Source organism: Cupriavidus sp. UBA2010 (genome assembly GCF_002335265.1).
Taxonomy (GTDB): Bacteria; Pseudomonadota; Gammaproteobacteria; order Burkholderiales; family Burkholderiaceae; genus Cupriavidus; species Cupriavidus metallidurans.
In genome coordinates, this window is the sequence record NZ_DDCI01000036.1 from 334,174 (window position 1) to 360,429 (window position 26,256).

General features: G+C 65.1%; 26 protein-coding genes. 5 read left to right on the top strand and 21 right to left on the bottom strand.

What is annotated here, in order from left to right; genetic code table 11:
- Positions 1-7 precede the first annotated feature (7 nt).
- The 14 genes from B2246_RS28730 to B2246_RS28795 all read right to left on the bottom strand — a co-directional run bounded on the left by B2246_RS28730 (position 8) and on the right by B2246_RS28795 (position 11,949).
- Positions 8-985 carry a type II secretion system F family protein gene (locus B2246_RS28730; RefSeq protein WP_008644465.1) on the bottom strand — a complete coding sequence of 326 codons (978 nt, stop codon included), beginning with the start codon at positions 983-985 and terminating at the stop codon, positions 8-10.
- Positions 986-1,027: 42 nt separating this feature from the next.
- The gene (locus tag B2246_RS28735; protein WP_186426333.1) at positions 1,028-2,398 is read right to left on the bottom strand and encodes a CpaF family protein; all 1,371 of its coding nucleotides are present in this window, start codon (positions 2,396-2,398) and stop codon (positions 1,028-1,030) included.
- A gap of 89 nt (positions 2,399-2,487) precedes the next feature.
- Entirely contained in the window at positions 2,488-3,681 is a 1,194-nt protein-coding gene (locus B2246_RS28740; RefSeq protein WP_035881463.1) for an AAA family ATPase, read from the bottom strand.
- 50 nt (positions 3,682-3,731) lie between these two features.
- Entirely contained in the window at positions 3,732-4,190 is a 459-nt protein-coding gene (locus B2246_RS28745) for a TadE/TadG family type IV pilus assembly protein (RefSeq protein WP_008644462.1), read from the bottom strand.
- Positions 4,187-4,717 carry a TadE/TadG family type IV pilus assembly protein gene (locus B2246_RS28750; protein ID WP_008644461.1) on the bottom strand — a complete coding sequence of 177 codons (531 nt, stop codon included), beginning with the start codon at positions 4,715-4,717 and terminating at the stop codon, positions 4,187-4,189. Before B2246_RS28750 ends, B2246_RS28745 begins: the two co-directional genes overlap by 4 nt.
- Before the next feature lie 21 nt (positions 4,718-4,738).
- Entirely contained in the window at positions 4,739-6,043 is a 1,305-nt protein-coding gene (locus B2246_RS28755; RefSeq protein WP_286879661.1) for a pilus assembly protein TadG-related protein, read from the bottom strand.
- A 22-nt stretch (positions 6,044-6,065) separates the two neighbouring features.
- Positions 6,066-6,413 (bottom strand): hypothetical protein, encoded by a 348-nt coding sequence (locus B2246_RS28760; RefSeq protein WP_286879662.1) that lies wholly within the window; start codon positions 6,411-6,413, stop codon positions 6,066-6,068.
- A 35-nt stretch (positions 6,414-6,448) separates the two neighbouring features.
- Positions 6,449-8,317, bottom strand: a complete 1,869-nt coding sequence (locus B2246_RS28765; protein WP_286879663.1) for a type II and III secretion system protein family protein — start codon at positions 8,315-8,317, stop codon at positions 6,449-6,451.
- Between the two features lie 87 nt (positions 8,318-8,404).
- Positions 8,405-9,250, bottom strand: coding sequence for a Flp pilus assembly protein CpaB (gene cpaB / locus B2246_RS28770; RefSeq protein ID WP_286879664.1), 846 nt, complete (start codon positions 9,248-9,250; stop codon positions 8,405-8,407).
- A gap of 49 nt (positions 9,251-9,299) precedes the next feature.
- Positions 9,300-10,712, bottom strand: coding sequence for an ATP-binding protein (locus B2246_RS28775; protein WP_286879665.1), 1,413 nt, complete (start codon positions 10,710-10,712; stop codon positions 9,300-9,302).
- 43 nt (positions 10,713-10,755) lie between these two features.
- Positions 10,756-11,259: an A24 family peptidase gene (locus B2246_RS28780; RefSeq protein WP_008644844.1), complete on the bottom strand. Its 504-nt coding sequence runs from the start codon at positions 11,257-11,259 to the stop codon at positions 10,756-10,758.
- 37 nt (positions 11,260-11,296) lie between these two features.
- Positions 11,297-11,470 carry a Flp family type IVb pilin gene (locus B2246_RS28785; RefSeq protein ID WP_008644845.1) on the bottom strand — a complete coding sequence of 58 codons (174 nt, stop codon included), beginning with the start codon at positions 11,468-11,470 and terminating at the stop codon, positions 11,297-11,299.
- 40 nt (positions 11,471-11,510) lie between these two features.
- Positions 11,511-11,684, bottom strand: coding sequence for a Flp family type IVb pilin (locus B2246_RS28790; protein WP_008644846.1), 174 nt, complete (start codon positions 11,682-11,684; stop codon positions 11,511-11,513).
- A gap of 91 nt (positions 11,685-11,775) precedes the next feature.
- Positions 11,776-11,949 (bottom strand): Flp family type IVb pilin, encoded by a 174-nt coding sequence (locus tag B2246_RS28795; protein ID WP_008644847.1) that lies wholly within the window; start codon positions 11,947-11,949, stop codon positions 11,776-11,778.
- 1,093 nt (positions 11,950-13,042) lie between these two features.
- Here B2246_RS28795 and B2246_RS28800 point away from each other — a divergent pair.
- From B2246_RS28800 to B2246_RS28810, 3 genes are read left to right on the top strand one after another with little or no spacing between them, the layout of a single operon-like run.
- A complete protein-coding gene (locus B2246_RS28800; protein WP_286879666.1) occupies positions 13,043-14,299 on the top strand; it encodes a glycosyltransferase family 87 protein in 1,257 nt (418 codons plus the stop codon).
- 1 nt (position 14,300) lies between these two features.
- Positions 14,301-15,539, top strand: a complete 1,239-nt coding sequence (locus B2246_RS28805; RefSeq protein ID WP_286879667.1) for a glycosyltransferase family 87 protein — start codon at positions 14,301-14,303, stop codon at positions 15,537-15,539.
- A gap of 41 nt (positions 15,540-15,580) precedes the next feature.
- Positions 15,581-16,597 carry a glycosyltransferase family 2 protein gene (locus tag B2246_RS28810; RefSeq protein WP_024570737.1) on the top strand — a complete coding sequence of 339 codons (1,017 nt, stop codon included), beginning with the start codon at positions 15,581-15,583 and terminating at the stop codon, positions 16,595-16,597.
- A 24-nt stretch (positions 16,598-16,621) separates the two neighbouring features.
- On the opposite strand, the gene B2246_RS28815 is transcribed toward B2246_RS28810, so the two are convergent.
- From B2246_RS28815 to B2246_RS28830, 4 genes are all read right to left on the bottom strand, one after another.
- Positions 16,622-17,848 (bottom strand): glycosyltransferase family 87 protein, encoded by a 1,227-nt coding sequence (locus tag B2246_RS28815; protein WP_186426336.1) that lies wholly within the window; start codon positions 17,846-17,848, stop codon positions 16,622-16,624.
- Between the two features lie 75 nt (positions 17,849-17,923).
- Positions 17,924-18,370, bottom strand: a complete 447-nt coding sequence (locus tag B2246_RS28820; protein ID WP_186426337.1) for a GtrA family protein — start codon at positions 18,368-18,370, stop codon at positions 17,924-17,926.
- A 34-nt stretch (positions 18,371-18,404) separates the two neighbouring features.
- Positions 18,405-19,781 carry a sigma-54 dependent transcriptional regulator gene (locus tag B2246_RS28825; RefSeq protein WP_008644856.1) on the bottom strand — a complete coding sequence of 459 codons (1,377 nt, stop codon included), beginning with the start codon at positions 19,779-19,781 and terminating at the stop codon, positions 18,405-18,407.
- A gap of 1,030 nt (positions 19,782-20,811) precedes the next feature.
- A complete protein-coding gene (locus tag B2246_RS28830) occupies positions 20,812-21,753 on the bottom strand; it encodes a LysR substrate-binding domain-containing protein (RefSeq protein WP_286879668.1) in 942 nt (313 codons plus the stop codon).
- A 77-nt stretch (positions 21,754-21,830) separates the two neighbouring features.
- On the opposite strand from B2246_RS28830, the gene B2246_RS28835 reads away from it, so the two are divergent.
- Positions 21,831-23,087 carry an MFS transporter gene (locus B2246_RS28835; RefSeq protein WP_035881473.1) on the top strand — a complete coding sequence of 419 codons (1,257 nt, stop codon included), beginning with the start codon at positions 21,831-21,833 and terminating at the stop codon, positions 23,085-23,087.
- Between the two features lie 322 nt (positions 23,088-23,409).
- Positions 23,410-24,198 (top strand): MHYT domain-containing protein, encoded by a 789-nt coding sequence (locus tag B2246_RS28840; RefSeq protein ID WP_008644862.1) that lies wholly within the window; start codon positions 23,410-23,412, stop codon positions 24,196-24,198.
- Positions 24,199-24,243: 45 nt separating this feature from the next.
- Here B2246_RS28840 and B2246_RS28845 read toward each other — a convergent pair whose 3' ends face one another.
- From B2246_RS28845 to B2246_RS28855, 3 genes are read right to left on the bottom strand one after another with little or no spacing between them, the layout of a single operon-like run.
- Positions 24,244-24,780, bottom strand: a complete 537-nt coding sequence (locus B2246_RS28845) for a TPM domain-containing protein (protein ID WP_011515520.1) — start codon at positions 24,778-24,780, stop codon at positions 24,244-24,246.
- Between the two features lie 13 nt (positions 24,781-24,793).
- Entirely contained in the window at positions 24,794-25,624 is an 831-nt protein-coding gene (locus B2246_RS28850; protein WP_008644866.1) for a TPM domain-containing protein, read from the bottom strand.
- Between the two features lie 13 nt (positions 25,625-25,637).
- Positions 25,638-26,240: a LemA family protein gene (locus B2246_RS28855; RefSeq protein ID WP_008644868.1), complete on the bottom strand. Its 603-nt coding sequence runs from the start codon at positions 26,238-26,240 to the stop codon at positions 25,638-25,640.
- Positions 26,241-26,256 lie beyond the last annotated feature (16 nt).

Here is a 26,256-nt window from a genome sequence, read left to right on the forward strand (position 1 = left end):
ATCTGACTCATACCCGGATGCGGATGATCTTGCGCATCCACAGCACGCCGAAGATCATCGACGTCATGGCGGTACCCACCATTCGCCATCCAATCGGGTCTTCCCACAGCACCCGCATGAATCCCGGGTTGACCACCATGATCAGGCCCGCCGTGCCGAACGGCAGCAGGCCGAGAATCCACGCGGAGAGTCGCCCTTCGGCCGAGAGCACGCGGATCTTGTCGAAGAGCTTCAGCCGCTCGCGCACCATCGTGGCGATCGTGTCGAGGATCTCCGCCAGGTTGCCGCCACTCTCGCGCTGGATTAGCACGGCGATGACGAAGTAGCGGAGGTCGCCAACAGGCACACGCATGGCGAGGTTCGTCATGGCCTCGTCGAGCGCCACGCCATAGTTGATCTCTTCGAACGTGGTGCGGAACTCGGGACCCAGCGGCGCCTTGATTTCCTGGCCGACCATGCCGAGCGCCCCGGCGAACGAGTGGCCCGCACGCAGCGCGCGGCTGATCATGTCGACGGCGTCTGGCAGCTGCACTTCCATTTGCTTGAGCCGCTTGGTGCGCAGCCGCATGACATGCAGGAACGGCAGCAACCAGACGAATGCCACGCAGCCCAGTATGATCGGCAGCGGCACCGGCACCAACGGAATCAGCGCCACCGCGCACAGCACCACCAGGCCGCAGTAGCCGAACAGCTGTGCCACGGACCATGTGCTGCCGGACTGCTCGAGCCAGCGGTCCAGCGCGCCGATACGCGGCACGCTCATTAGCCAGCGCTGCATCCGCGGCGAATCGCTGAGAAGGCGCTTCTTGAGAATGGACAGCCGTTCGGCGCTGACGTGTCCGCCGGCCGAAAGCGCTCTCAGCCGCGCTTCGATGCGCTTGGCCGCGGGGCCGTGGGCATTGTTCCACCACAGATAGATGGCTTCGACACTGAGCACCACGGCGACGAACAGCAGGATGCCGAAGGCATAGAAGATCGTGCTCATGTGTTACCCCCCGGATATGTTGTCGTTGATCAGTGCGTGGGCTCAGACTTCGTAGCGCCGCGCGGGATCGTAGGTCTCGTCCGGCAGCCCGACGCCAAAGACGCGCAGCCGCTCCGCGAACTTCGGATACACGCCCGTGGCCTTGAAGTGGCCGCGGACCGCGCCATCCTCGGCCACACCTGTGCGCTGGAACGTGAAGATCTCCTGCGTGTTGATGATGTCGCCTTCCATGCCGGTGATTTCCTGGATGCTGATGATCTTGCGCCGGCCGTCTGTCAGACGCGCCGCCTGCACGATCACGGTGATCGCCGAGGCGATCTGCTGGCGCATGGCCTTGGCCGGCATGGTCAGGCCTGCCATGCTGACCATGTTCTCGAGCCGCGTCAGCGCATCGCGCGGGGTGTTGGCGTGAATCGTCGTGAGCGAGCCCTCGTGGCCGGTGTTCATGGCGTTGAGCATGTCCAGGGCCTCGCCGCCACGGATTTCGCCGAGGATGATGCGGTCAGGGCGCATCCGCAGGGCGTTGCGCACTAGCGCGCGCTGGGTGATTTCTCCCTTGCCCTCGATATTGGGCGGCCGGGTTTCCAGGCGCAGGACATGAGGCTGGCGCAGTTGGAGTTCGGCGGCATCCTCGATGGTCACCACGCGTTCGTCTTCCGGGATGAAACCGGACAGGATGTTCAGCAGCGTGGTTTTCCCGCTGCCCGTGCCGCCCGAGACCAGCACGTTGATCTTGGCATGCGCCAGCGCCTGCAGCATTTGCGCCATCGGCTGCGTGAGGCTCTTCAGCTCGACCAGGTCGGACACTTGCAACGGGTTCACCGAGAAGCGACGAATCGACAGCAGCGGACCATCGATGGCAGACGGCGGGATGATGGCGTTGACGCGAGAGCCGTCCGGCAGGCGCGCATCCACCATCGGGCTGGTTTCGTCGATGCGGCGCCCGACGCGCGACACGATTTTCTCGATGACTTTCATCAGATGAGCGTCGTCATAGAACACCACATTCGTCAGCTCGAGCTTGCCGCGCCGCTCCACGTAGGTTTGCCGTGCCGTGTTGACCAGGATGTCCGAGACCGAAGGGTCCTTCAACAGTGGTTCCAGCGGCCCGAAGCCGAACATCTCGTCATAGATCTCGACGGTGAGTTGTCGCCGCTCGTTGTCATTGAGCAGCACCTTATGTTCCTCGATGATCAGGCTTACCAGCGAGGCAATCTCCTGGCGCACCTGTTCCTGCGGGAAGTGCGCCAGGCGTTCCAGCTCCACGCGGTCCAGCACGGTCTCGTGCACGTCGCGCTTCAGCGCGTGGTACCCGGGCGATGTCGTGTTGGTGGCCATCGAGAAATGGATCGCGGCGTGACCATTTGCCGTGTAGGGTGTCCCGGCGCTGGCGAGCTGTTCGCGGATTGACATGATGGACTCCTTGCTAAGCGTATTCGGTTCGGGTGGCACGGATGGCACTGACGACTCTGATGGCTCTGACGGATCGATGGCCTGCGGATTCAGGTGCTACGGGCGCGCAGCATCAGCTTGCGCAACGGCGACACGCCCTCCTGCCGGCTGCGGCGCTCGGCTTCATGCGAGGGCGCCAACTGCATGGCCATCGCCTGCAGCGCCCGGGCGATGCTGCTGCGCTTGCTCAGCTTCGCAACCGGCTCGCCGTGGCTGACGGCTTCGTCCACGGCCGCCGGATCGTCTGGCAGGGTGAAGGACACCTTCATGCCGAAGATCTCCTCCATCGTGGTTCGGGGCACTTCGTTCTTGCGGCCTACGCGGTTCAGCACCACGCGAATCTTGTCGTCGGGGTAGTGCAGCGCGCGCAGGATGTCGAGCAACCGTCGGCTGGGGCGGCCGAATGCGATGCTCGGCTCGGTCACTACGCAAATGCGGTCGCTGTGGTCGAGCATGCTGATCGACAGCGGGTCGATGCTCTGCCCGACATCGAAGATCACGTAGTCGTAGTTCGGCTGCATGACCGACAGGATCCACTCGAGCTTTTCCTTCTGGATCTGGCTGGCACGCACCGGGTCGGCCGCGCCCGCCAGCATGTCGAATCCGTTGTCCACGTGAACGAGACAGGCTTCCAGGAACGCCGCGTCCATGCGATCGATCTGGCTGCAGATCTCCGACAACGTGCTGGGCGGCGCCTTGTCCGAGACGATGTACGTGAGATCCCCGAAATGGCGGTTCAGGTCGACGACGAGCACGCGCTTGCCGAAGTGGCGGGCGAGGGCGTCGCCAAGGTTTGCGGCCACGAAGCTGGTGCCCGCGCCACCCTTGCAGGAGATCATCGATATGACCTGCGCTACCTCCTGCATGCGCGGCACGTGTGTGGCTTCCACGCGCTTCAGCGCCTCGACAAGCTGGCCTTTGTCCAGCGGCCAGGGCAACACATCGCGCACGCCGGCGCGCATCGCCTGGATCAGCACGCTGGAGTCCTGGGATTGCGTGATCAGGATGCAGGGAAGTTCGGGGTGCTGCTGGCGCAGGGTTTCCACCCCGAACATCTGCGCAGGTCCGATTTCGGGCAGGTCGAGCACCAGCAGATCGGCCATGCGCAGCCGGCTCGCCTGGAACGGCAGCCGAGCCAGACCTTCCTGCAGCGACGTGGTCTGGAAGTTTCCGGCGATGGTAGCGAGCCGATTGATCTCCGCCAGCCGTGCGGTGTCATCGGATGCAATCAGGATCTTCAGCATGGTGTCCTCGCGATGTTCGGGTCGGATGGATGGAATGGGTGTATTGGATGTCAGCTACAAACCGACCCGCCGGTCGATGTCTGCATGCTCTCGCGTGTCATGGTGGTCGTGAACGGCGGCATGCCGATGCGCAACCGCGTCACGGGGATCATGGTGGCGATGGTCACGTTGGACACGCTCACGGTTACTGTCTGACAGGTGGAGCGCGCCGTGGCGGGATCGCTGTCGCAGCCCGTCGGGGCGTAGACCACGCTGATGTTCGAGTCCTGCAGCAGCGGCAGCATGTTCTCCATCCTGGTCTTGATGATGCTGGCGCCGGAGTCGCAGACCACGGCCGATCGCGCGGCCATGCGCGTGACTTCGGCCGCAGTGTTCCAGTAGAACAGCACGCGCGAGAACTCCATGATGCCGATCAGCAGCGTGAAGAACATGCCGGCGATAAGGGCGAACTCCACGGCGGCCAGGCCGCGCTGGCGTGCGACGCGGAGCGGATGGGCGCGATGTTTCATAGCACTTGCCTCATGACGGTGGTGATGTCGCCGAAAGTCAGGCCGGACACGTTGATGAACGACTGCAGCGGCGTGTAGGTGTAGCCGCTGATCCTGACGGCGATCAGGTTCACGGTGCCGGCCTGCGTGCCGCTGCCACCACTGGTGCTGTCGTAGGTTGCGACGTTGCTGAACGTTTGGGTGGCGCCGGGGCAGCCGGACGAATCGACGCGATCGCAGATGATCACCATGGCGGTGGTCAACCCGGGTGCCAGAGGCTGGCCCGAGCAGGCGGTGTTCCCATAGGCCGCCAGACACTTGGTGGCCGCCGTCGGGTAGGCGACGTCATCGGGCGAGTATTGCGACAGGTAGCGCGCTGCCGAGCGGGTGGCCTTGGTCAGCGTGTCGTACTGGTAGATCGCGCGGCCGAACTCGGCCACGCCGCACGCCATCAGCAGCATCGGCACGAGCATGATGCCGAACTCGACTGCGGCGACGCCGCGCTGGCGCCTGCGTGATTGCCTGTGTGCGTTGGTCAGTCGTTTCATGATCGACTCCCGTTTTGACGCCTATTGCACCAGCACTGGGACGAGCGGGCCGACGCCGGTACTCGCACCCGGCATGCCCTGCGTGGCGCAGGGGCTGCCTGGCAGGCTCGAGTCGCCGCGATACTCGAGATGTACCGTGTCGATGTTGCCGCCCTGCTGCATGGGGTCGACCATCAACACGCAGGCCCAGCCCGTGACGTTGGCCTGATGGGTGCCCGGCGTGCTGAACGTCGAGCAGTCAACGATCGGCGCCAGCACCAGGCGCCGGTCAGCGCCAGCCTGATAGGTGGCCTGCGACGCGGCTGTGCCTTTCGTGCTCAGGCCGGTAACGGAGTCCCCCTGATAGGGCTGATAAGCCTTGCGGGCAGCCAGGAAGTTCGGCTGGGAGGTACCCTTGCTGTCCGTCGATGTGCCGTTGTAAGCGTTGCTCTGCGCCGTCCACGTTGTGCTCGTGTAGGCGAAACCCGTAAAGTCGGTCACGCCGGTGGTCTTGTTCGTGGTGATGCCGAAGCGGCTGTTCCACGCGTCCGCGAGCGAGGCCTTGTTGCCGGTTGTCCCGATCTGGGTGTTCAAGGCGGGCAGATTGCATTGCCCCGCTCCCTGAAGCTGGGTGTCCAGAGCAGGTGTGTTGCCCTTGCCACCGCTCAGGTCGGCCCAGCCGAAATTCCCGCCTCCGTAGACGCCCCCGCCCGAGGTCCCTATCTTGGCTGTCAGCCATTGACCGATCGTGTATCCGCCGGGCACCGCCGGCGTAGCGGTGTCGGGTCTGCAGATGTACACAGGAATCGCGCAGGTGGTCTGCGCCGAGGTCGTCGTTGCGACAGCGAAGGCCCCAACCGTGTTCGCTCCGATGTGGATGCCAGGAATTGCATTCAGCACCTGCGCGAACCAGTTCGCGATGTTGCCGCGCGAGACGTCGCATTTGACGTACTTGATCGTGTTCAGCGCGTAGGTGACAGAGTTCTTGTCCAGAAAGGGATCCGCCAACGAATCGCTGTAGGTCACGGTTTCGGCCGACGTGATGTTCGGCTGCTTTTCCAGATTGCCCTGGAACAGCACCAGGTTGCGGGCCGCCGCGGTCAGGCCGGCGGCTTCGGAAACCGTTAGCGGGGTAGCACCGGTCAGGTCGCGCGCTGCGGCCAGCGCGCACGAATCCGCGCGGTTCTGCAACTCGCTCTTGCTCACATACAGTTTGCCGAGATCGAGTGCCAGGCCGATGAAGCCGACCAGCACCACGATCATGAGGCCGACGATGATGGCAACGGCGCCGCGCTGCCTCTCGTGAATGCGAGGCAGTGACATGCCGCGAGACCTGGTTGTGGACATGATGGTGCTCCCCGCGGTTTGCTTAGCGTTGGCTGCCGCCGCCCATACCCACGCCGCCATACCCGCCCGCGCCGAAGTCGATGCCGAAACCACCGACGGGGCTGCCCGTGCCGGTCTGGAAGCGGATCAGCGAGCGGTCGAAGTTACGCATGGCGGCTACGGCGGTCTTGCCGTCGGTGCCGTCCATGGTCGGCAATCCGGCCGGCGCATCCGGGTTGATGATCTGCTGCTGCTTGACCGCGGCGAGGGCCTCGCCGCGATGCTGGTCCCACGACGGCGTCGAGGTCATGCAGCCGGACAGTCCGATGCAGGCCAGGGTGCCAAACGCCAGCACTGTGGCGCCACGCGAAAGCTTGAGTGTCTTGTTCATGATCGTTCTCCTTGGTTTCCCTTGCGCGTGGCGGATCAGTTGCTGCCCGTGGTGCCGGAGGTGGTCGCGGCCCCAGCCCCGGCCCTTGCCTGGGCCAGGCGGAGCGCGGTGGCCTCGATGCGCGCGACACGCGCACTGTTGTCCTCGGGAGGGGTGGCGGCTACGAGGTCACGCGCGGGCCCCTGGGGCGGCCGTGGCCCCACGGTTGCCACTGGTGCTGGCGAAGCCGCGGGGGCCGACGGCGCCGGCTCGTCCAGGAGCTTGCCGATCGGAGTGGGGCTGGTGGGAACCGACGTGGTCGGGCCGGTTTCGCTGCGCGGGGTCGAAGGCACGGGAGCAGGTGCCGTGGCGGGCGCGGCGGGTTGCGAAGGCGCCGGTGCCGGCTGCGGAGCAGGCCTGCCCTTGCCTTCCATGTTGCCCATGAAGTAGAGCGACAGCGGGTCAGGCGTGGTGAAGCCGTCGGTCGGCAGCGGGTAGTTCTGCGTCTGCATCGGCTTGACCAGGTGCGGTGTGATGATGAACACCAGCTCGGTCAGGTCTTGCTGGAACTGCGTGCTGCGGAACAGCGTGCCAAGCACCGGAACCTCGCCGGCACCAGGCAGTGCCTTCAGCGAGCCACGTGCGCTGTCCTGCAGCAGGCCACCGATCGCGAAGCTCTCGCCATCGCGCATCTGCACGGTGGTGGAGGCGCGGCGTGTCGTGATGAGCGGCAGGATCGTCTGTCCGGTCAGCGTGCTGCCGCTGACTGTTGCGCCAGTGGGCGACAGTTCCGAGACTTCCGGCGACACCTTCAGGTGGATCCGTCCGTTGGCCAGCACGGTCGGGGTGAACTTCAGCCCCACGCCGAACTCTTCTTCCTGCAGCGTGATGGTGGAGGCGCCACCGAGCGCGTTGCTCTGCGCGACCGGGATGTAGATCTTGCCGCCAGCGAGGAAGCTGGCTTCCTGACCACTGATGGTGACGAGATTCGGTTCGGCCAGGACCTTTACCAGGCTGTCGTTCTTCTGCGCGTCGATCGCGAGATTGAACGGCTTGTTATTGGCCTTGCTACCGAAGATGCCGGCCGCCGCGCCCGTGAGCAAGTTCGAGATCACGCCACCGGTCCACGATCCGAAGCCGCCCTGGATATTGACTGCCGAACCGAGCTGGTTGAGCAGCGTCTTGGAGACTTCGGCAACCTTCACCTCCAGCATCACCTGCTGCGGGGTGTCGACGGACATCATGTTGAGCACGCCGCCCTTCTTGCCGTTGGCGCCGTCGCCCTGTGCCGCGTTGGCGTACGCCTGGGCGATATCCATGGCCTGCAGCGCCGCCTGTGAGCTGGAGACGCTGCCGGTCAGCACCAGATTGTCCGCGGCGGTCATCACGCGGATGCCCGATTCACCCGGCAGCAACTGGGCCAGCGAGGTCTGCAATCCGTTAGCGTCCGCGTTGACCACCACGTTGATGATGCTGCAACCGCCACTGCGGCCCTGCACGATCATGTTGGTGGTGCCCACGGTGCGCCCGAGGACATAGAGCGTCTGCGGCGACACCATCGTGGCCTGCACGACGTTCGGGTTGCCCAGGGTACGGTTGCGCACTGGCTCAGGCAGCGGAATCAGCTGCGACTTGCCGATCGGCACGATCACGCTCGATTCGTTGCGGATCGCGCCGGAGCAGTTCGGGCCACGGGCGTCAGCGGCAATCGAGGGGGCGGCGGGCACGGGCGCCATGCTGATGGTCATCTGCACCGGGCCTCCCGGGACCTTGACGGCTGGCGAGGCCGCCGCCGGCGTGGTCGACCTGGCGACGTTGCCGGCTTCTACCGCGACCTGTGCCGCGGCGGCGAGTGGTGTGCAGAGGATGGCAGCCAGGACGAAGTGGCGTGTGCCGCGTGCTGCTTCAGTTGTCTTCTGGTTCATTTTTGATCTCCCCCCGGAGAGTGAAGCGGATCTGGATGCGCTAAGCGTCTGGGTGTCTCGGTGCTTCGGCTGTTTCATCCATTGCGGTCAGAAGCACTCCAGGCTGCCCTGGATGCCTGCGAGCACGCCGACACAGTTGCCAGCGCGCGGTGCGGCGGCGACCGTGCGGGTCTTGACCACCGTGCGCGTAACGGGAGCCGGCGCAGCGAGCGGAGCCGGCGCGGGCAGTTCGGCCTTGCCGAGCAGCGTGTGCTTGGTGGCGCCGCCAGTGTTGATGTCGGCCACGTCCATCTGATTGCGCAGCACCAGCGACAGCGTTCCCACGCTGCGCGCCACGTCGAGCTTCTCGGCCTGATCCGGCGAGACTTCCAGCGTCACGGCGTTGACCACCTTCGGCTGCGTGTCATCGCGGCTGACCTGTTGCGCCACGGCCAGCACCAGAATCTTCTCGAGCACGATCTTCGAGATGCTGCCGTTCTGCGCGCTCTTGGAGTCCTCGTTGGTGTTGACGATCACATCGACGTAATTGCCTGGCAGCGCGAAGCCAGCCACGCCCACCACATCGTTGACGCGAACCGTGATGGCGCGCTTGCCGTCGTTGATGACGGCGGAGAGGCCGCCCTTGGTGCCCACCGGCGCCAGCTTCGCGTCGATGATGGGTTCGCCGCGTTGCAGGCTGGTGCGGACCACGCGTCCGTCCAGCGTCTTGGGATCTTCGAACGCTCCGGGCGGCACGCTGCCGGCGGGCCAGCTGACGAGCTTGAGCTGGCTGCCGTTGAGCGGCTGGCCGAGATCGAGATCGTTCGCGGCCACCACCACCTGCTTGACCGAGCTGGACGACTGCTGCAGCAGCCAGCGGGATGCGGAAACCACCGCCGCCGCGCCGGCCACCAGCGCAATCAGCAGCATCAGGATTGCTCGCGTGTTCTTCATGATGACTCTCCCCTACGTATGTACTTGCTTCCTTCCTGGTTGGGCTGACTCAGCCCGCTGCACGATGGCCGGCGGGCCAGCGGTGTTCGTTGTCCGGCGGTGGTGCTTCCGGTTTGCCCTGCAATCCGTAGTAGCCCTGCCAGGCGCGGCACAGGCTCTCTTCCGTGACTTGCGGTGCGTGGCCGTGGTAGCGCACGTGCGATGCCACAAGCCGCAACAGGTCGCGCGGGATGCACGCGAGCAGGGGGGTGTCGCTGGAGAAATGCAGGCTCTCCAGCAGGAAATCGAAGGCGGACTCCGGCCACGTCAGACCGAGTTCGGTGGCCGTGCGCAGGCAGACTTCGCGGTAGTCGTCGATCGGCAGCGGCCCCACGTAGAGCTTGCTGCCAAGCCGGCGCAGGAACGCATCGTCGCTGAGGTCCGTGGGCGATAGGTTGGTCGAGAACACCGGCCATACGTCGAAGGGCACCGAGAACCGCACGCCGCTATGAAGCGTGAACATGTCGATGCCGCGGTCCAGCGGCACGATCCAGCGATTCAGTAACTGTTCGACACCGACCATCTGCCGGCCAAGGTCATCCACGATGTAGATGCCGTTGTTGGCCTTCATGTGCGGGGGTGCCTGATAGAAGCCCGAGTTGCTGTCGTAGCGCAGGTCGAGCATCGACAGCGTCAGTTCGCCGCCGGTCAGCACGACGGGACGATGGCAGACGACCCAGCGGCGGTCTATTGACCGGCGGGCGGACGAAGCCTCGCTGTCGTCGATGGGCGTGTGCACGAGCGGGTCCATGATCTGGATGATCTCGCCCGCCACGGTGATCGCATGGGGCACGGGCACCGCGCCGGGCAACAGCGCACCGAGTCGCTGCGCCAGGTAGGTCTTGCCGCTGCCCGGCGGGCCGTAGATCATCAGCGCGCGGGCGGTGTTCAGTGCCATGCCGATGCTGTCGAGCAGATGGACCGGCGCCACCAGGTTGTGGAATGCCGCGGTGACATCCGCCTTCGTGACCGATGTGTGATGGATCGAGTGATGCTGGATCGCATCGAGGTAAGCCTGAAGCGTGACCGGCGCGGCACCGGCGTAGCTGCAGCGGGCCGAGGTCTCCGCGGCGCGGGCGTAGCCGGCGTCGGTCAGGCGAAATCGCACGTCGATGTCGCTGGCGCCGCGATGGGCCACTTCCAGCAGCCGCTCGCGAACGGCGACCGCCGCGATCTCGTTCACCACAGAGGCAGGCAGCTTGAGCGTGTCCGTCAGGATCGTCAGGGAGACGCTGCGGTGCAGGTAGGCGGCCTTCAGCAACAGCCCAAGCAGCAGCGAGATCTCCAGACCGGTATCCGCGATGGATCGCGGCGGAACGTGCCAGGCCGGCAGCGCGTCGTGATCAGCCTGGGCATGCCGCACCATCGAGGCGACTGCCTCGGGGAGTCTTGTTGCCTGGCCTGCTTCATGGTGCTCTAACATTGCCGTTCCCCTTGTGTTTGTCCCTTGTGGTCCGGTTGGTCCATCACGTGCTGGCGAACAGCATGGTCAGCGTGCCGGCCGCGATCGCCACCCCATAGGGCAGGGAGCCGACGGATGCGCCACCTTGTCCAGTGAGTGCGATCCCGCCGAGGTTGCGCACGACCTGGCGGCCCTTGCCGGATGCCAGCACAAGGGTCAGGGCCCACACGCCCCCAATGACGAACGACGCCAGCGCGATCGATGCGGCAAGGCTTGCGCCGAGCCACGCACCCACGGCGGCCATCAGCTTGACGTCGCCGGCGGCCATGCCGCGCAGCAGGTAAATGGGCAGGAAGATGCCAAGGCCCGTCAGCCAGCCCAGTGCCCATGTGGACGCGCCGGCGGCCAGGCCGTGGATCGTCATCTGGACGGGCAACGCCACCAGCCATGCGCCAAACGTCAGCCAGTTCGGAATGCGGCGCCGCTGCAGATCCGTGGCGGCGGCGGTTAGTACCACCGCGATAACGGTGGGACCGATATAGGGTGAGAGCGTCGGGATGGTGGTCATGGCGTGCTCGGCTCGTTCTGGAATGGTGCGGCCCTTATCAGGGCACCTCCGCGGCGACCATGTCGTAGAGCGCCTTGAGATTGGTGCCGAGGAGGCTCACCGCGCCGATGATGACCATGGCAATCAGCGCTCCCAGCAACGCGTACTCGATGGACGTCACGCCGCGCGTGTCACGTCGGAAGGTGCTGCACATGATCTTGAGACTGGACATGGTGGTCTCCTCGATGGCGTGTCGTGTCGGGTGACTAGGCTCAGGACAGTTCCGAGGCGATCGTGCTGAAGATGCTGCTCAGGTTCGTACCGACGAGCTGCACCGAGGCGATGATCACGACCGCGATCAAGGCGGCGATCAGGCCGTACTCGATGGCGGTGACGCCGTCGTCGTCGCGGAGGAACGCCTTCAAGCTGACGAAGTGGTTGGACATGTGGCTCTCCTTGGGAGGTGATCCGTGATGGCCGGTATCAACGGTTCGCGGCGTGGCACATGAACCGGCCACGCCGCGAACCGTCGAGCCGTCAGGCCAGTTCGGCGCCGATGAGGCTGAAGACCTTGCTCAGGTTCGTGCCGACGAGTTGCACCGAGGCGATGATCACTACGGCGATCAGTGCGGCGATCAGGCCATATTCGATGGCGGTAACGCCGTCTTCGTCACGTACGAAACGCTTCAGGTTTTGGGTCAGACGTTGCATGGTGGACTCCTTGGGTTGAAAAGCACGCTTGCGACTACGGACAGAAACTTCGAACAGACATCTGTGATTTCAGAGCGGGAGGAAGCGGCAGGACGGTGGCGCGCAGATCGCGCAGCAATGAAATGGCCAACGGCCAGCGCCGACGCTTGCGCCGTGAGGGCAACGCGCCTGCAGCCGTCGCTCGGCGGAGGCATGGATGCACCGTGCCGCGTGTTGGGCGTGGCTTGCGCGAACCATGCAACGGTAGGGCACGCTGCCGCCGCTGCGAGCGGCGGAGATGCGACCCATGGTCCGATGCATTCTCACGAGCTGACCGATAGCTGGCATGGTGTTGCTCCCCGAATCTTTGTTCTTCTGCCGGCGGCGAACAGCTCGCTGGCAGTTGCGGCTTACCGTGAGTGACGGTGCCGCAGGCTGACATAGGCAATCCGTGGGCCAGCCCTGATGAATTCGTTGTCCCACAAGGCTTTGCGGGGAGGCCCGCCTGGCGGGTGCTGCGGCGATGTGGGCGGAATGCCGCGTTTCGGGCCCGCGTCGTTGCCAGCCGGAAACGCTGGGCCCTGATTTATTTTGGATGAGCCCACCGGCGGGTCAGCCCCAGTATGAATGGATCGCCGACATCACTAGGTCGGGCGGATGTGTCGCTCATCCAAAAGAAGTAGTCAGGTGCGGCGCATTACGCAGACCGTTCGCCCTGGAGGATGACAACCGTGGATGCATGACTGCGCGATGCCTGCGCCGGCCCGACTGATGGATGAAGCGGACCCTGCGGAGGGCAACGTTTCCGAATGGAAACGCGCGTGGTTGCCTGCGTTGCGGGGCGGCACGTGCGCTGGCATCGCGCGTCGCCCGCAATCGCTTGTGCGACGCCATTCTCCACCTCTAATCCGCGCGTGATTCAGGAAGGAAACATCGCGCGCACGGATCGCGTTTTCCGGGGCGCCGGCTCGTTCTCGACCCCTTGGGGCGCCTTGCGCTAACGCGCTCGCGTGACAAGACTTAGGCAACACCAGGCGTTGCCGACGTTCGGACAAGACCGCGGCATGGCACCTGCAAGAACATAAGGCAAGAACACAAGGGAACGGGGTGAGTCATGAGTCAGGAAGCAGTGCGGGCGGACACGGGGAGGCAAGGCGGGGCGTGGCTGGATCTGGATCGCGCCCGCGTCTACAGCGCGGCCGTGCTGTTCCTGTTCATGGTGTTGATGGTGACGTGGGCCTGGTACACCGAGGGCTTCACCGATAGCCACGTCAGTCGTCCGGGTACAGATTTCGCCGTGTTCTGGAGCGCATCGTATCTGGCGCTGAGCGAGGGGGCAGTGCGGGCCTACGACGTGGCCAGGCACCTGGAGGTGATGGCGACCTACGGGCCGCTCGACATCGGCAACACTGCCGTCCTGCCGTGGCTGTATCCGCCAACGTTCCTGCTGGTGGTCCTGCCGCTGGCCACATTGCCGTTCGCGTTCAGTTACGTGCTGTTCATCGCCGCAAGCGCCTATGCCTACCTGTGCGCGATTGGCGGGCTGGTCGGAGCCGGCTCCATGCTGCGGCGCGGCTTGTGGCTGCCGGTGGTGGCGTCGCCGGCCGTCCTGGTCTCGGTCATCCTCGGGCAGAACTCGCTGCTGACGGCGTCGCTGGTCGGTGGGGCGATCTGCCTGCTGGGCAAGCGGCCGGTTCTGGCCGGCGTCCTGATCGGGCTGCTGGCCATCAAGCCGCAGCTGGCATTGCTGATTCCGGTGGCGCTGATCGCGGGTCGCCATTTTCGTACTTTGGCGAGCGCCGCCGCCACGGCGGCGATCTTCGCGGCGGTCAGCGTCGTGATCTGCGGCTGGGAGACGATTCCGGCATTCCTGAACAGTGTCGCGTGGGCCCGCGCAAATCTTGTGGAAGGCACGCCGGAAGGGTGGTACGGCATGCCATCGGTGCTGGCCGCCGCGCAGCTGTCAGGGTTGAACCGCGCTTCGGCCTACGCCGTGCAAGGGCTGGCAGCGCTCGCCGCCGCGGCCGCCGTCGTCTATGTATGGTCCCGCACGCGCGAGGCGCCACTGTGCGCCGCCGTGCTCGCCGCCGCCGCGTTGCTGGCCACGCCGTATGTCCGTCACTACGAACTGACGTGGCTGGGGATCGCGGTCGCGGGTCTCGTCGGCGATGGCATTCGTCATGGCCTGTCCAACCGCGAGCGCCTCTTGTTCCTGGTGGCGTGGTGGTTGCCGATCTTCGAACAGATGAACCCCAAGCTCGGAATGCCGCAGATCGGCCCCGTTATCTCGGCATTGCTTGTGATCGTGGCCGTTCGTCGGACCATGGCCCGCACTGCGTCCGCGTCGGTGCCGGCGCCGGTGGGAACCTGACATGGCCACGCTGCAGGCTGCCGCGCGCCGGGCACGGGACGATGCGTCACGCTCGCATTGGCTCGATGCCAGCCGGTTGCGGCTCTATTCGTGCGTGGCGATTGCTTGTTACGCGCTGTACTTCGGGATCTGGCTGTTCCGCGCCTGCGTGCTGAAGGTACCGGGCGTATTCGCACCGGGTGGCGATTTCGTCGTGTTCTGGAGCACGGCGAAGCTGGCGCTATCCAGTGGGGCGGCCGCGCCCTACGATCTGGGCGCGCTGCGGCATGTGGAACTCTCCGCGGTGCCCGGGCTTGCCATCGGCGATGGTGTGCTGCCCTGGCTGTATCCGCCCATGTCGTTGTGGTTCGTACTGCCGTTCGGGCTGGTGCCCTATGGACTGGCCACGTTCGTGTTTCTGGTGGGTGGCGTTGCCTGGTTTGCGTGGGCGCTATGTCGCACGTTGCCATGGCGCGATGCCCGGCTGGCGGCGATTGCGTTTCCCGGCATCGTGGTGGTGCTGGCCACCGGACAGAACTCGCTGTGGCTTGCGGGCTGCGCCGGCCTGGCACTGACGTGCCTGCGCTCGCGTCCGTTGCTGGCGGGGGTGCTGCTGGGCGTGGTGGCGATGAAGCCACAGCTCGCGCTGATGGTCCCGGTGGCGCTGCTTTGCGCGCGCGCTTGGCGTGCGCTGGGCGCCATGGCTTGCACGACGCTGGTGCTGACGGTGGCGTCGCTGCTGGTGTTCGGCTCGGAGCCCTTCGCCGCATTCCTGCGCAACGCCGCCATGGCGCGCGAGTCGGTGGAGCAGGGCTCCGCACTGATGGCGCGGATGCCAACGGTGTTTGCCTCAATGAAGCTGATCAGTGGCGGCTTGCTGTTGCCTTACGCGATACACGGTCTGGTGGCAGCGGCAGCGCTGGCGTCGGTGGTGTATGCGTGGTCCCGGCCCTGCAGCTTCGCGCTGCGTGCCGCCGTACTTGTGGTGGCTGGGTTGCTGGTGCCGGCCTACCTGTATGACTACGACCTCGTGTTCCTCGGGCTGGCAATTGCCTGGCTCGGCGCGCACGGCCATCGCGCCGGCTGGTTGCGGGGCGAGCGGGAGTTGCTGGTGCTGCTGTGGCTGATGCCGCTGTGGAGCCGTGTGACAGGTCCGGAGATCGGATTCCAGCCGTTGCCGCTCGGGCTTATGCTCGCGTTGGCGCTGGGCGTCTGGCGAATCCGGCTGGAAAGGATGGACAAGGCATCGTTCAATGCCTGATGACGGAGCGCGCGGCAACGCGTGCCGGGAGGAAAGAGATCATGGCCGACTATGACAACATCCAGCTCCTGTCGCTGGTGGTGCCGTTCTACAACGAGGGCACTGCGCTGCAGACGTTCTTCGACCGCGTGGTGCCGATCCTTGAGTCGGTGCCAGCGACGCGTTTCGAGATCGTCTGCGTCAATGATGGCAGTGCCGACGACACGCTCGCGCGGCTCGTCGACATCTCGCGGCGCGATGGCCGCATCCGTGTGATCGACCTTACGCGCAACTTCGGCAAGGAGGCGGCATTGACCGCGGGCATCGACGAAGCATTCGGTGACGCGGTAATCCCGATCGACGCCGATTTGCAGGACCCGCCGGAGCTGATTCCCACCCTCGTCGAGAAATGGCGGCAGGGCGCCGAAGTGGTGCTGGCGCAGCGTGCCAGCCGCGCCAGCGATTCGTTCCTGAAGCGTGTCACCGCGACGGCCTACTATCGCGTGCATAACTGGCTGTCGGACCTGAAGATTCCGGAGAACGTCGGGGATTTCCGGCTGATGGACCGCGCCGTTGTCAACGCGCTGAAGCAGTTGCCCGAGCGGCACCGTTTCATGAAAGGGCTGTTCGCCTGGGTTGGCTTCAATACGGTAGTCGTCCAGTACGAGCGCGCGCCGCGCTGCGCCGGGGAATCGAAGTTCTCAGGCTGGCGGCTCTGGAACCTGGCGCTCGAAGGCATCACCAGCTTCAGCACGTTGCCGCTGCGAAGCTGGACGTACGTCGGGTCGTTCATCGCCATGATCGCCTTCTGCTACGGCACGTTCATCGTGGCGCGCACGCTGATCCTGGGGGTCGACGTGCCGGGTTATGCCTCCGTGCTGTCGCTGCTGCTGTTCTTCGGTGGCATCCAGCTCATCGGGCTGGGCGTGCTGGGCGAGTATATCGGCCGCATCTACGACGAATCGAAGGGCCGCCCGATCTATCTGGTCAAGCGCCGCTACCAGGAGCGCCGTCCGCAAGGCCGCGCTGTGGGCAATGGCCGCGTCATCCCGATCGCGGCGGCGGCCAAGCGGCACTGAGAGCTTTTGAAGCTGCCCTTCCGTTCAGGATTGGGCGGTGCTTCTCGCGGCTTGATGACGCAGGACGATCAGGCCAAGGAGGCACACCAGCACGAGGGGCGTGAGTTGCGGGACGTGGTCGATGAAGAAGGGGCTGAGGCCCTGCATCGGCGCGAACCAGGTGACGATCAGCAGCAGGCGCTCCCATCCACGGCTGCCAAAGCGGATCATGTCGACGCAGAGCAGGGCCACGGGAATGGCCAGCCACGCAAGGTCGTAGTAGATCAGATAGGGCTGCGTGAGCAGGGTACCAACCACGAGCGTGGAAGCGCTCAGCGCGAGCCGAGGCCTGGTGCACCATACCCACACGCATGCCGCGATCGCGCAGAGCGCCACGGCGGCATGCACGCTGTTAGCCAGCGGAATGCTGGCACCGGCCACGTACAGCACACCAAAGACCGTCGGCGCGCCGCGCAACGTGTCGATGTTCACGGCCACTGTTTCCCGGAACATCGCCAGGCTGTGCAGGAACGCCGGGTAGATGTCGACGCCGAAGGCCATGACAGTCAGGCCGACGAACAACGCAGAGCATCCCGCCGCCGCAGCCATTGTGGTCCAGCGCCGCTCGCAGAGGAGCATCAGGGGAAACAGCACGCCGAGCTGCGGCTTGACGCAAAGCAGCGCAATGCAGGCCCCCGCAGCCACCGGGTGACGACGCATGAGCCAAAGCGCGCCACCCGCGGCTGCCAGGGTGTACAGCGAGTTCTGACCCGAAATCAGCGTGGTCCAGACTCCTGGGAATGCGAGCGCGGGAACGAACCAGTAACGGTGCAGATGGCCGACCACGGCGCGCAGATAGCCCAGATACAGCGCGATGCCCGTCAGCGCGAACAGGACAAGCGCCATGCTGAAAGGCAGCGCGGCAAGCGGGTAGATCATCAGCAGGAACGTGGGGGGATAGGCGAACGGACCGAATGTGTTCGGCAGTAGCGGTGTCTTCGCCACGCGCAGCAGTTCCCAATCGTAGGCAGCGACCGCGCCATGCATCTGCGCGAGTCCCGAGGCGCACCAGTAGACGACGAAATCCCAACCCAGACGCGGCACAGTCGGATTGGCAATGACCGAGTGGCCGTACCACCACGCCGTGACCACGACGCATTCGAGCACCAGCAAGGTGGCGGCATACAGGCAGATGCGTCCCGGCGTGAGCCAGCGGACAGGGGTGGCGCTGTCGAGCGAAGCCGTCTTGGGCGTGTCGGTGGCGGCTGGCATGGGGGCTCCTCGAGGTGATGCGGATGGCCGGCCGGGCCAGGCACGCCCGCCCGGTGGCATGGTGTGGCTGCGCGGTCAGCGATACGTCCAGGTCCGGTGCAGCACGAACGTGACCGCCGGCACCACCGACAGGATCGCGGCGAGACCGGCCCAATAGCCAAGGCCAAGCGCCTGCGCGCCGGCAGAGATACCAAGCGTCAGGCCCAGACCCAGCAGCGATACGATCAGAAAGCGCACGTAGCTGTCACGCGTGGGGATAGCGCCGAAGCTCCACAGCGTATTGAGCAGATACGACGCGATATTGGCGACGACGAACGCCACGCCGTTGGCGCCCACCTGCGAGGCATGGAGCAGGTAGATCAACGGGGTGGCCACCGCCACGTGGATGCCGGTGGCGATGACGCCGGATACACCGAATCGAAAGAGCCGGACCAGTGTGTCCCGCGCGGGCAGGCGATGCCAGATGGCATGACCGGCGGGCTCGCCTGGCTCGTCTCGGGAGCGGGACTGGACTTGCAGCATGTTCGAACTCCGCGTCGTGGATCGACACCAGCCTTCAGTTCTGCACGCAGACCAGTCCCACGTTGCCCTTCCGCACTTGCAGCTTGTAGTCGCGCATGAGCCGGAACAACGTGACTCGCGAGATGCCAAGCTCGGCCGCCACGTCGATCAGACGTTCGTGGTGGCGTTGCAGGGCTTCGAGGATCGCGGCCTGCTCGGCCGCTTCGCGAATCGCGGCCAGCGTCGGCGGCTTGCTTTCCACGGGTGTGTCGAGTTCGAGGTCGGAGGGCTGGATGACCCCGTTCTCGCACATCGCCGCGGCAAGGCGGATCCGGTTGAGCAGCTCGCGCACGTTGCCTGGCCAGACATGGGTGGTGATGGCGCGCAGGGCCATGGGCGAAAAGCCACGGATGTGCTCGGGCGAGTCCTTGCGGACGGAATCCAGGATATGTTCGGCCAGCAGCAGCACATCGGAGCCGCGTTCGCGCAGCGGTGGCTGCTTGACGCGCAGCACGCACAGGCGGTGAAAGAGGTCGCCACGGAACCGTTCGGTCGCCACGGCGGCTTCGAGGTCGACGTGCGTGGCCGAGATGACCCGGACATCGACGGCGACGGATTCGGTACCACCCAGCCGTTCAATCCGGCCTGTTTCCAGGAAGCGCAGCAGACTGGTCTGGCTCTCGAGCGGCATGTCGCCGATTTCATCCAGGAACAGCGTGCCGCCTTGCGCGATCTCGATCCGGCCCGGCTTGCGCTTGGTCGCGCCCGTGAAGGCGCCACGCTCGTAGCCGAACAGTTCGGACATCAGCAAGGTGGGCGGGATGGCCGCACAGTTGACTGCGACGAACGGCTGGTTGGCCCGGCGCGAGGCGCGATGGATGGCCTGCGCGGCGAGTTCCTTGCCGGTGCCGGATTCACCGGAGATCAGTACCGGCGTGTCCCACCGCGACACCTTCTCGATGCTGCGGAACAGCGCCTGCATGGCATTGCATTCGCCGATGATCCCGTGCGGGCGCGTCAGCGGCACGGCTGGCTGCTCGCGGCCCGGCCGCAGGGCTGCCATGCCAACCGCGTGTCCGAGCGTCCGGCTCAGCTCGGCCATGTCGAACGGCGCCGTGTAGTAGTCAATGAAGTACAGGCCGAGCAGCTTGCGCGCGGTGTCCGTCAGCTCGTCGGCGCAGCTGATCGCGCCAATCCAGCCGATCTGGCGCGTCGCCAGCCAAGGCTCCATCAGTTCGAGATCGGCATCGCTGAAGCCGCTCTGGAAGTCGAGCAGGCCCGCCGAGAATGGTCCGTCGAGCGGCAGCGCGGCCAGATCCTCGAGGCTGTTCGCGAACACCAGCTTCCAGCCGTGCTGCGATAGATAACGGCACAACGACGCGTCGTGATGCCTGGAGACATACAGCAACGGGCGGTTGACATAGTGACTCATTTTTTCCCCCAGCCTTTTTTTGTTTTTCCCGCTGCGCGGCGAGGCGCCATGGACGCCTTCGGCCACGTTGCTCAAGGGAGAAGGGGGATGCTGGAACGCTGGAGGCAAGCCTGCCCGGCGCGACTGCGCCCGGCTGCACGTCACGAACCAAAGCGCAACCCATGCCGCCTGGTAGTGATCGTGACTAACCCCCGGATTCCGGCTGTTGGATTCGCCGATTCCCGTTTTCCCGCAAGCATTTTCCCGGCCGGCCTTCCGGACTGACTGCTTACCCCAATAGGCCGCAAACTACGAAAAGAAACCCCGGGACTATGACGTCGTGGTGGCACCCGGCTGTTGCGCCAGATGCCACCACGCGGATTGGATCCGCGCATCACTGCGTCGGTCCATCGCTTATTTGCGGATCGAATTGCCTGGGAGCACTCCGGCGCCGCACGACTGACCCGTCCCTGGAATCAGCCCTTTGACGGGAATATAGTCGTGGATCTCTCAATCTCGCTAAGCACATGATTTTTAAGGATTTTTATTTTTGTGCGTGGAAATTGCAGGATGGCGTCGCAAAAAGTGTTTCGTTGATGAAACCTTGGCGCGATTGATGATCGGCAGGCGCACGGCGTTCGCCCAGGGGCTAGTCCCCATAATTGATTAGCCCATATGCTCGCCATTGCATGTTTTTACCCCTCGACGGGGGTGTTTAATACGATCAGCACGTTTCTCTGGAAGTCATTCTGTAGAAAAATTTCATGGGACTGATGTCTCTCTTCTGATACTTTTCTGGACGACTTGCCTTGAGATAAGTCTTGGCCTGGGACCTGCGCCAGGGAGAATCCGGAAGTTGCTGAAACTCATTCTCGATGCCGAGCCCATTTCATCGGGAAAATATCGGCTCCAGTCCATCGTTTGGTCTATTTTTCTCACTTGCCCTCGCCTTTACGGATGAGTTCGGAGGGGTAAGGGACGCATTTGCCAGTTTCGGAGTCAGATGGTTGCAATTCTGAAACTGGCTATCCAACTAAATGCGCAACCTGTTTCACAATTGAGAGTCATTTTCCGGCGCAATGCCGGCAATCTGCTCCTTGAGCCAGGCATGAAAGCGCAGGATCGCCTTTTCGCGCGGATTGCCTTCGCGCCAGGTCACCCAGTAATGCAGGCTCGATGGAATCCGCGTGGTGCCGATCTGCACGAGTTGTCCGCTGGCGATGTAGTCGTGCGCGAGCTGCGCGCGAGCGGTGGCCACGCCCAGGCCGGCCACGGCCGATTGCAGCATCAGGCCGGCATCCTGGAAGATCGGCCCCCGCACGGGTTCGTCGGGCGGCAGGCCGGCCAGCAGCAGCCAGTCGCGCCATGGCCGGAGCGCGAAACGCAGCATCGGCAGCCTGGGCAGGTCCGCCACAGTGAAGCCCGGATACCGCGCCAGCAGCGCAGGGCTGGCCACGGCGATCACGTAGTCCTCGAGGAGGTTGTGGCATTCGAAGCCGGGAAGGTCCACGCGCTGGTGCCAGATGCCGACGTCTACCGCGTAGGGGTCGGGCGGCGAAATCTCCGCATGCAGCCGCAGATGCAGATCGAGCTCGGGCGCCTGTGCGTGCAGGCTCGGCAGCCGGCGGATCAGCCAGGCGTTGGCAAGGTCTGCCATCACACTGACCTGCAGTTGCACCACGGGTGGGCCTGACACGCTGCCGGCTTCCCGCAGGGCCGATTCAAGCTGGTCAAGCGCGCCGCGCACCTGTTCGGCCAGGCGCGTGCCGGCGCTGGTCGGCGTCATGTTGAGGCCAGTGCGCTGGAATAGCTTGGTGCCAAGGTTGCTCTCGAGCGCGCGGATGTGGTGGCTGATGGCGCTATGCGTCAGGGCCAACTCCTCGGCTGCGCGGGTGAAGCTGCGGTGGCGCGTGGCCGCCTCCAGTGCGCGAAGCGCCTGAAGCGGGGGCAGATGGGGGGAGCGCGAGTGACGCGGGGGGCGCGAATCGGTCATGGTCGTCAAATTCTACTCACAATTGCCGCAGGTATCTTTCGCTGGTCTTGCACCATGCCGGTGACGACAATGCATGCATGACTGCATCCACTACCAATCCGGCCACTGACATGGCCTCCCAGCCTAACCATGCGTCTGGCGCGCGCTGGCGCGTGCTGGCGTTCTTCTCGCTCGGCTTCCTGGTCTCTTATGTGTTCCGGGGTGTCAATCTCGGTTTCGCGCCCTATCTGACGCGCGAACTGGGACTTACCGCAGGCGATCTCGGGCTGCTCACGAGCTTCTATTTCCTCGGGTTTGCCTGCGCCCAGTTGCCGGCCGGCATCCTGCTCGACCGCTTCGGCCCGCGCCGTACCGAGGCCGTCATGCTGATGTTGGCCGTGGCGGGCTCGCTCGTGTTTGCCTGGGCGCCGGGGATGGTGGGGCTTGCTGCCGGGCGGGCGATGATCGGCGTGGGCGTATCGGTCTGCCTGGGCGCCGCGATCCAGGCGCTGTCGATGTGGTTTCCGCTGTCGCGCATGCCATTGCTGAACGGGCTGGTCATGGCCATCGGCGGGCTGGGTGCGGTGGTCGTGGGTGCGCCGCTGTCGTGGCTGCTGTCATGGACCGACTGGCGCACCATCAGCGCCGGCATGGCCGTCATATCGTTCGGCATGGCCGCGCTGCTCTGGTTTGGCGTGCCCGACGTGAAGCGCCAGGGCAAGGAGAGCTTTGCCGAACAGTTGCGTGGCACGCGGCAGATCCTGAGCAGCGAGCGCTTCTGGCGCGTGGTGCCGTTGACGCTGCTGAACCAGGGCATTTTCCTGGCGGTGCAGACGCTTTGGGTCACCGCGTTCATGCGCGATGTGCAGGATCTGGGGCCCGGCGAGAGCGCGCGTCTGGTGTCGGTGATCGGGTTTGCGATGATGGCCGGTTGCATCGGCGCGGGCTGGGCCGCGCGTCACCTGGAGCGCCGTGGCATCAGCCTGTATGCGCTGGCCGGCTCCGGCATGATCGGCTTCATCGTGATCCAGTTGCTGCTGATGGCCCGGCTGCCATTCCTGCCGCTGGGGCTGCTGTGGGCGCTGTACGGTGTGTTCGGCTCCACCGGCATCCTGACGTACGCGCTGCTGGCGCGACGCTTTCCCGACGCACTGATTGGCCGGGCCACCACTGCCATGACGCTGACCGTGTTCCTGGCCACCTTCGTGTTCCAGGTGGGCATCGGCTTCGTGCTCGATTTCTTCCCATTGAATGGCGACCGTTACCCGGCGTCGGCGCACCTGATGGTGTGGGCCGGGCTGGTGGTGATCCAGGTGCTTGCTGCCATCTGGTACTTGATGGAAAAACGCTCCTGAGCGTTCTCCGGGAGGCGCCGATCTTAACGCCCCGTTGGCGCCTCGAAACCTCCGGCCGCAGCGGTTTTTCTGGCGTCCGGAATTACTCGAAATGGGTTATTGGCGTGCTCCCGCACGCCCGCCATACTCCCCCGGACGGAGCGTCCGCGCGGGGGCATCCGCAGTAAGAAATCATTAAGAAAGGGCCACTGCAGTCCTTATCCTCGCGCGCATCCGCCGCATCACCTGCTGTCGACGCATTGCATTCCCAAGATGTCTTTGCCGTAACAACGACGCCTTCGCCCGAAGGCGGAAAACAGTCGGTGTCCTACGAGGGGTCTACATGTTTAACGGATTTGCAGCCGTCCCCGGCGCAGTCGTGCCGTATTCGTACAACTGGCTCATGGTGGGCCTGTCCTTCCTGATCTCCGCGTGCGGGGCCTACGTGGCGTTGCGATGGTGCCGGGGTATCCGAAAACCGAACGGCCGCCTGGATGTGGATCGCCTGATGTGCGCGAGCGTCGCGCTCGGCGGTGGCGCGGTCTGGGCGATGCACTTTATCGGCATGGTCGCGTATCAGACGCCGACCCATATGGAATTTAGCCTGCTGGTCACGCTGGCTTCGCTGTTGGCCGTGATGGTGTTTGCCGCCGCCGGTCTGGCGAAGGCATCGAGTCCCACGGGTAATCCCCTGACCAATACGATCAAGGGCGGCGTGCTGACGGGCACCGGCGTGGTGGTGATGCACTACACCGGCATGGCCGCGATTCACACCAACAGCGTGTTCGAGTGGGATCTGTTCATCGTGGCGCTGTCCGCCTTGATCGCCATTGTCGTGTCCGCGGTCGGCCTGTGGCTGGCCACCAACGTGAAGACCGTGGCGCAGCAGATCGGCGCCGCGCTGGTGATGGCCGTGGCGGTCTGCGGGATGCACTACACGGGCATGACGGCGGGCACCATGATCTGCACCGGCCGCACCTACTCGCCGACGCTGCTCGCGCTGGAAGGCGACAACATGGGTTATGCGGTCTTCGCGCTGACAGCTGTGGTGCTGATTTTCATTCTGGTGATCGAGGCGACGCGCAGTGGGTCGCAATCGGTTTCGGTGGTGTCGGCCAGCGGCCGCCGCTGATGCGCAACGCGGGCGGGGCATGGCTCCGCCCGGTTGCGTGACAGGTCAGAGCACGATCGGTCGATCGTCGAGTTCGTTGGGATTGTTGCCACCACTGGCCGGGAAATGGCGCGTCAGCAGCGTGTGAATCTGCGCGATGGCTTCGAGCACCGGCTCCACCGACACGTTTCGCGCCAGGCCTTGCGCCAGATGGGCGCAGATGTCATGCCAGGCCTCGGGCTTCACGCGTGCGTCGATGCCGCGATCGGCCAGCAGTTCCACCGCATGGTCGGCCAGGTTGATGTACAGCAGCACGCCGGTATGGTCCTCGGTGTTCCACACTTCGAGTGCGCCGAACAGCGTGCGGGCGCGGGCGCGCGGCGTCACGCCGCGCCAGGCCAGCGAGAGGGGCAGATTGGCCTCGATGACGACGCGCACCTCGCCGCGATGATGCTGCTCGCCCGTGTGCACGGCCACCTGGAGCTGGTGCCGTGCCTCGTCGGGAAACGCCCTGCGCGCGACGCTGTGACCCGTGCCGATATGCCGCAGCGCGCGCTTGAGCGACTGATGAAACGGCGGACGCGGATGGCTGGCCTTTTTCATGATGGTCTCTCCGTTACCAGTTGCCGGATGAGCCGCCGCCGTCGAAGCCGCCGCCGCCACCGCCACTGAAGCCACCGCCGGAGTCGCCTCCGCCGAAGCCACCGCCACCGCCACCTCCACCGCCCCAACGGCGGCCGATTTCGTAACCGGTCATGCCGCCGAGCCCGCCGGCGGTGACGTCGGGCCAGCCGCGCCGGCCGGTGACGACATGCGGGCCGCGGCTACTGCGCAGGATGGCGGACAGGAAGAAGAACACGATGATCGCCAGCGGGAAGAGCACCGGCAGCCAGTTGGCCACGTTCTCGGTGGGCGTCTGGCGCGCGCGGTTGGGCGCGGCCAGTCCTTCCTTGTCGATCAATGCCTGGATGGCGGAAATGCCGGCGGAGAGTCCGCCGTAGAAATCGTTTTGCCGGAAATGGGGAGCCATCACGTCCTGAAGGACGCGATTCGACATGGCATCGGTCAGCGACCCCTGCACGCCACGGCCCACTTCGATGCGCATCCGCCGCAGTCCGGGCGGATTGTCCTTGGCGATCAGCACGATCACGCCATCGTCGACGCCCTTGCGGCCCGCGCGCCAAGCGTCCGCCACGCGGATGCTGTAGGCGTCGATCGTCTCCGGCGCGGTGGTCGGCACCATCAGCACGAAGATCTGGCTGCCGCGCTGCTGCTCGTATTCGGCCAGCACGTTTTCGAGCGAGCTGCGCTGATCGGCGCTCAGCGTCCCGGTCAGATCGGTCACGCGTTGCGTGAGCGCGGGGACGGCGACGAAGCCGTCCGCTGCCCATGCCGGGAGCGCCAGCATCAGCGCCAGGAACCAGAAAACGACGGCCTTGCGCATCATGATGGTCGTGGTATCAGAACTTCACGGCGGGCGGCGTGGAGATGGCCTTCTCGTTCTCCACGGTGAACGACGGCTTGACCGGGTACTTGAAGATCATCGCCGTGAGGTTGGTCGGGAAGCTGCGTGCCAGCACGTTGTAATCCTGCACGGCTGCGATGTAGCGCTGGCGCGCCACCGTGATGCGGTTCTCGGTGCCTTCGAGTTGCGATTGCAGGTCGCGGAACGAGGCGTCGGCCTTCAGCTGCGGGTAGTTCTCGGAGACGGCCAGCAGGCGCGACAGCGCGCTGGTCAGTTGTCCCTGGGCCTGCTGGAACCGCGCGAAAGCCTCGGGATCGTTGAGGGTCTCGGGCGTGACCTTGATGCTGGTGGCCTCGGCGCGTGCCTTGGTGACGGCTTCAAGCGTCTCGCGTTCGTGTGTGGCGTAGCCCTTGACCGTGGCGACCAGGTTCGGAATCAGGTCAGCGCGGCGCTGGTACTGGTTAATGACCTCGCCCCATGCCGCCTTGACGGCTTCGTCCTTGGCCTGGAAGTCGTTGTAGCCACAGGCGGAGAGCAGGCTTGCCAGCATGGCGATCGCCAGCCAGCGGAACAGGGCGGTGGAAGAGGCAGCGCGCATCTAGGGCTCCGGCAAA